Below are 6,579 nucleotides of genomic sequence, written 5' to 3' on the forward strand. Positions count from 1 at the left end.
ACATTGAAACAAAATTAGGCAAGATTTTAAACCACAAAAGAATTAAGTTAATTTTCTCTTCCAATATCAAAAACGATTCTTGAACTAAAAACTTTCGTAGAGTACAATGGGAGAAGTTATTCAAGCAAAAATTCATTTCTAATACGCTAATGACCAGAAATACTTTATTTCTTTTTATTTTTTTCCTTGTGACAATAAATACATGGTCGAAATCTGCCCTGGCCCAGCCATCCATCATTGAAACCGTACAAAACACACTTCCCTCGATCGTCACTATTCAATCCGAAAATGCCGGGCTTTTGTCGGACCAGCGCCCCGCAGCCGCCTTTGACAAACAATCCGGACGGATCATCGTCCTTAGAAACGTAAAAACAGCACAATACAATCGAAACGGTTCCGGCGTCATCATTGACCCTCGAGGCATTATCGCCACCAATGCGCACATCGTTAAGCAGTCAGGGCGAGTTACCGTAACCTTGGATGACAAAACAGAAATTCCCGCTAAAATTCTAGGCATCATTGAAAAAGAAGATCTAGCCCTCTTGCATATTACGGCGCCACATCCTCTGAGAGTCATTGAATTCGCCGATTCTGACCAAATAAAATTAGATGATGAGGTTGTAATGGTCGGCGGCTCCGAGCTTCTTACTGACACAATTTCCGGAGGAAGGATCATTGGGATAGGCTCACACGCATCTGAGCAACAACCTGACGATGCTAAAACTGCTCTTCTGCAAGTTGATATGAACTTATACCGCGGCGACAGTGGCGGGCCGGTTTTTGATACCAAAGGCCACTTGGTCGGGCTCATCGTTGCGGGACAAAAAACAAAAGATCGTTCCAGTTTTATTATTCCGTCCAACCAGATAAAGAAAAGATACCTTGAATTCTTAAGCCATCCAACAAATCCTTAAGGAAGATTCAAAAACATTTATGAAAAACATATTCAGCTCTTCCGCCAAGAAAATCATCATCTATGTCCTGATCTTTTTAAGCTCCGCGGCGATCGGAGTTTATTTCCGGCTCTACCCATTTTTAAACTACACCTCATCCGCGGCCAGCGAAAAAGCCAGCTTACTCGTCGTAACGCGCCTAAAAAGCGCCACTCAACACGATATTCAGAAAAAATTCCCCCAAATGCCTCCCTCGCAGCAAAATCAAATCGCCGAGGAGGAATTCAATAAACTCGTTCGGAAAAACAAGGCAAATGTCCGCCTTAGCATTGATAAAATGGCCAAAGAAATTGACCTGACCGAAACTGACCGCGATAACGGGCCTTATCTTTTAGAAGCCGACCCTTACTACTATTTTTCCCTGACTCGAAATATCGTTCGAACCGGAAAAATCGCCGACACCATTAAAGGAAGCAAATACCTCAACAAGTTGATGCTAGCGCCCACAGAACACTGGGAACCATTCACACTGCATCCCTTCGTGGGATTTGGGTTTTATAAAATACTTTCTTTTTTTAACCGCAACATTGAACTTATGCAAGCGGTTGGTTTTGTCCCGATCGTTCTCTTTATTTTATGCCTCATCCCTTATTCTATGATATGGAACTTACTGGGATGCGGCCGGATCTCCTCTTTCCTCGGCACCATTTTTCTTTCGCTTTCTCCCATGTTCCTTCAACGAAGTGCTTGGGGCTGGTACGACAACGACCCTTATAATGTCTTTTTCGCTCCCTTGATCTTAGCTTTCCTATTTCTAGGAATAGACCGCCTAAGAAAAAACCAAGTCAAATCGGCTTTTGGCATCGCCGTCGCCTGCTCCTCTTTAATTACTCTTTATGCATTTTTCTGGCAAGGATGGGTTTATATCTTAAGCATTATTTTTTTGGCAAGCATCGCAATGCTCATTTATAACCATTTTGGTAAAAAAGAAAAACTGCGGACAAAAGATCTTTTTTTCTATCTTGCTATCGTGCAATTAACGAGTTTGGTTGGCATTGGGGTCACGTTCGGAGCCAAAGAATTCTTCATTCTCTTTCTGGAAGGCTGGAATGCGCTGAAGAATTTCTTAACTCCTCAATTAAGGCTTTGGCCGGATCTTTTTATCAGCGTCGGAGAACTTAAGAAAACTTCCCTCAACAATATTATTTCACTGGACGGAGGAATAGCCGTCTTTTCATTCGCCGTCCTCGGGCTTGTCGGATACGGCATCAGAGCTTTTAGGGCCTCAAAAAAAGAAGATCCGCTAAAATTCATTGCTATCGCCTTTTTATTCTTTTTTTCTTTATTTATCGCGTTACGCGCCGAACGTTTTGCGCTGCTTTCGCTTATTGCGCTTAGCATCCTTTTTCCTTATGGATTACAATATGCTTTTGAAAGATCAAGGAATATTCTTGCCGCAAAATTAGCTTTCTTGCCTTTTAAGGTAACTTTCTATGCTTTCATTTCCTTAGGGCTGTGCACAATGCTCTTTTTTTCTATTCGAACCGCGCATAATTTTTCTTTAGAACAAAGGCCGATCTTCAACGCAATATGGGATAAGGCATTGACCAAAATAAGATCTGATACTCCCGAAGAAAGCATCGTTAACTCCTGGTGGCCGCCCGGACATTTTATTACTTCGATGGCTCAGCGGCGCGTCACATTTGACGGAGCGACCATCAACAATCCGCAGGCTTACTGGCTTGCCAACGTCTTTTTAAGTCAAAATGAGCGGCAAGCTCTAGGCATTTTACGAATGATCAATAACAGCGCAAACCAGGCAAGCGAATATTTACAAAGCCTCGGAATAAAACTTTCCGTTGCTGTTGCAAAGATCCATCAAGTTACATCGCTTAACGCGCGCGATGCCGCTATAGCTCTTGGGGACATTCTAACCGAAGAACAAGTTGAGCATTTACTATCCTTAACACATGCTCTTCCCCCTTCATCATATTTCTTTCTTTACAATGACATGGTCGAAAAAAATCTAGAATTGGGTTTTGTGGGTCGATGGAATTTCAAAAAGATGGAAGAAATAAGCGCTGATAAGAAACTATTAAAACAAGTTCCGCCGCGTAACTCGCCGCAATACATACGCTTTTTATGGGACACCATCGGAGGGCCTCTAAACTATAGCGAAATTTTTGTCCAGCGCGCCGTCTTGAACAATGTGGTGCATTTCCCTAACGGCTTAAGAATAAACTTAAACGATATGAATTGCGCTTTGATATCCGAGCAATCAAAGATAGGGATCCCACAAAGCATTTTCTATCTAGAAAATAATGACGTGATTGAAAAGAAATTCGCTAATGCTAATTTATCTTTTTCGGTTTTATTGTTCCAGGAAAAAAATCGCTACTCTTGCCTTTTTCTTGACCCGCGGCTTGGTAATTCACTTCTTATGCGGCTCTACTTTTTTGATGGCAAAGGGTTACGATACATTACACCCTTCACAAAAGAGCAAGATCTGACCGGCCGGACAAAAATATCTGTTTTTGAAGTCGATTGGAAGAAATTTACGGCAGACACTCAATTTTAAAAATAACTTTATTGGGGATTTGTGTCAGGAGGATTTTCTAGACTAACATTGCCCCGGACGCCAATTCTTGTGCTGATCGGTGCTGAACGTCGTCGAGGCGCAGAAGGCGGAGGATTCTCGCCATATTCCAGAACTCTCTTCTCTTCGAGTTGAGATTTTTCCGGAGGCAAGATTTTCCCTTTGACCCGTATTTTTGTAACCCCTCCAAAACTACTCGGAGGCTCTTCAACAACTTTTTTCTTCTCTCCGGATCTAACCAAAACGCCTTTTTCCTGGACCGGAAAAGGCTGAATATCAACCAGGGGGCCTTCTTCTCCGGGAACAGGATAATGGCCGCGAATTAGATTTTCAAGCCTGGTCGCCAAATCGTCCTGGCTAAGTTCTCGCAAGTTCGTAATCGATTCCAGGGTTAATTCACTTTGATCGTTCATGAAATAAGCAATACCTAGCCCATAATGCACCAGCGGTATCTTGGCCCTTTCAAGAACTTTCTTAAAATAATAAATAGCCTGTGCCGGCTGCGACTTACCCAAAAGATAGATCCACCCCAAGGAAAACTGAGCACTGACCAGATCCGGGTCGATCTCCAAAGCTTTTTTACAGGCCTCTTCTGCTTTTGGAAAATCACCCATACCATAGTAAGCCTTGGCCAGATTTTCAAAGGCTTCTTTATATTGAGGATCGATCTCCGTCGCGGTTTTAAAATACCAAACCACCTCAGCCGGACTTACCCCGTTGGCCTGATAAGCTAATCCTAAACCGTTGTATGCTTTCGCAAAATTAGAATCCATATCGATCAATTTCTCGTAAAGCTCAATAGCTTTATCAAGCTGGCTTTCATTGTATAGCTTATTAGCTTGCTCAAAGATCGCCTTAGGATCCCGTAGGGCATCTTCCGCGGAAAAAGCCAAAGATCCTGCAAAAAAAGCAAAAAGCATGAGAGCGGTCATCATAAAATACTTCTTCATTCTTCCTCTGCCTCGTCTGCCTGCCCGGTTATTTTCTCAAATATGCTTGGCTTAATCGGCTCTACCTCTTCCGGCTTTGCTTCTCGCTCAAGCGCTTTCACGCTTTTCTTCATCTGAATTCTTTCCGAAAGTTTCTGTTCAGAACCACTGCCTTCTTTGACCTGCTGCCCTTTACCCGACTCACCCGCTTTGCCACTGACCTTTTTACCGGAGCTGCCAGTCTCAGCCCCTGATTCAATGGTCTTCAATTCCTCGAGTTCAGTCGCAGGAGTTCCTAAGATCAGCTTAACAACGGTCATAGACGCGCTGATCTCTTCAGACCCTGCCCGCTTAGGAGCCATCGAGATCTTTGATATTTTTAACAGATCATCCGAAGCATCAACCGCATGCATAAATTTAACCACATCTTCTAGGCGCCCGTCGCATTCTAAGCTTGCATAATATTCCACATATCCTTTTTTTTGCTTTGAGTCAGCAGGGCTAACTTTGGCGAGATTTATTTTCGCGCTTGTTGCTAATATTTCAAGCTGTTTTAGAAATGACGCGATGATCTCTTCTTCTGTTTGCGATTTTTGCGCGTAAAAGGGGCTCAGCACTTCATTTTCTTTTAAGATCTTATTTTTGTAAGCTAAGAATCGTGAATCACTTTTTATGATCCCCTCTTGCTCAAGAATACTTTCATCTAAAACTTTCAAATTAGACAATGCGGGCCCCAGAAAAAGACGATCGCAGATCGCCAGGACAACAAAACCAAGCGCGATATATAAGATCTTTTTCTCTTTTTCCGAAAGCTTAGATATGAAATCTGTAACCATAGGTTTTACTCTTTAAGGAGCTTGTTCGACGGGAACTCCGCCTTCTTCTTCCGCCGCAATTTCTTCATCTTTTGCGCTCTCTAAACGAAAAGCAACTTCAAACGCTGCCACATCCTTGCCGCGCTCTTTTTTTGCCGTTGTTGATTTTGTTTTAACACCTTTAAATAAGTCGGAATTTTCCAGGTCTGTCACCAGGGAAAAGACGCGCGACATTGATTCTGAAGTCCCCTGAATAGTAATAACTCCCTGGTCATCCATAGAAATACTGCTCAGGTAGATCTCTTCGGGGACAAGGCGATAAAGCTCATTTAAAGCCTCCAGTCCGATCATGCGGCCGTTAAGGTAATCTTTAACTATTCTTGTTTTCGAGGATATCTTCTCTAGCACTTGCGCCTCTTTGCGTTTAGGCTCGTGAGTATTTTTTAATTTAATCAAAAAAGAATTCTTCGTTTGCACCTTACTGAAAAATATAACCCCAACCAGAATAAGAAAGATAATGGCAAAAACGCCCAACTTCGTTAATTCTTTTCTTTGGCCTTCCAGAGTTCTCTGCAAGCGTAATTCTTCCGGCATCAAGTCAATGCGAGATTCATCAAAAGCCAAGATCGGCGAAAGCACGTCTAGAAATGATTCGCCATTTGTCTCCGCAATAACCTTACGAGCCATGGGATCAATTTTAAGATTATCAAAATACGGAACGATCTTCACATTGTTACTAAGCGATTCTTTTAAAAAAGGCTGTAAGTCTTTTAAATAACTATGATCGCTCGTCAATACAAACGTGTCCGGGGCTTTTTCGATATCTTCGCTTTGGTAAGATTCAATGGATTTCTTCAGTTCGCTGATAAACTTATCTCGGGCCGGCTGCCCTTCCGCGATAAGCTGAGCGGCACCGACCGGAATATTTCTGCAAGCGATAACCGTTCCTTTAAAAGCAACCGTAAAATCAGTAGCATTTGCCGTAACATTGATGATCCCCGTCGGAGTTTCCGCCGCGACAAGATTAAGAGCCTTAGAATAAAATCGTGCTATATTTTCAGAAGTAAAGAATACTTTCTCAATGACTAGCCCTGACTGCTCTAAAATGAGCAGCTGATTTTTTAGAACATTGCGATTAACGATCACCAGAAGAACCTTGCTGTAGTTTCTCTGATAAACCCCGATATTCACGTAATCAATGATAATTTCCTCGCGTGAATAAGGAGTATGGCGTCCGGCCTGCAGATCAATAATAGATTTTATTTCGTTGGGGTCCAGGGAAGGAATTTCAATATTTTTCGTGATCGTGGTATTGGGGTTGACAATATAAATGTCGTTTGCTTTTT

General features: G+C 42.5%; 5 protein-coding genes. 2 read left to right on the plus strand and 3 right to left on the minus strand.

From position 1 onward, the window contains the following. The first annotated feature begins 149 nt into the window (after positions 1-149). The gene (locus WC676_06930; protein MFA5060342.1) at positions 150-914 is read left to right on the plus strand and encodes a trypsin-like peptidase domain-containing protein; all 765 of its coding nucleotides are present in this window, start codon (positions 150-152) and stop codon (positions 912-914) included. Positions 915-933: 19 nt separating this feature from the next. Then, entirely contained in the window at positions 934-3,471 is a 2,538-nt protein-coding gene (locus WC676_06935) for an STT3 domain-containing protein (protein MFA5060343.1), read from the plus strand. A gap of 8 nt (positions 3,472-3,479) precedes the next feature. On the opposite strand, the gene WC676_06940 is transcribed toward WC676_06935, so the two are convergent. The 3 genes from WC676_06940 to WC676_06950 all read right to left on the minus strand — a co-directional run. Further along, entirely contained in the window at positions 3,480-4,439 is a 960-nt protein-coding gene (locus tag WC676_06940) for a tetratricopeptide repeat protein (protein ID MFA5060344.1), read from the minus strand. Continuing rightward, positions 4,436-5,254, minus strand: a complete 819-nt coding sequence (pilO, locus tag WC676_06945) for a type 4a pilus biogenesis protein PilO (GenBank protein MFA5060345.1) — start codon at positions 5,252-5,254, stop codon at positions 4,436-4,438. Before pilO ends, WC676_06940 begins: the two co-directional genes overlap by 4 nt. A 12-nt stretch (positions 5,255-5,266) precedes the next feature. Beyond that, positions 5,267-6,579, minus strand: a 1,313-nt coding sequence (locus tag WC676_06950) for a PilN domain-containing protein (GenBank protein ID MFA5060346.1), incomplete at its 5' end; no start/stop codon positions are given.

This window comes from Candidatus Omnitrophota bacterium, assembly GCA_041649175.1.
GTDB lineage: Bacteria > Omnitrophota > Gorgyraeia > Zapsychrales > JBAZNR01 > JBAZNR01.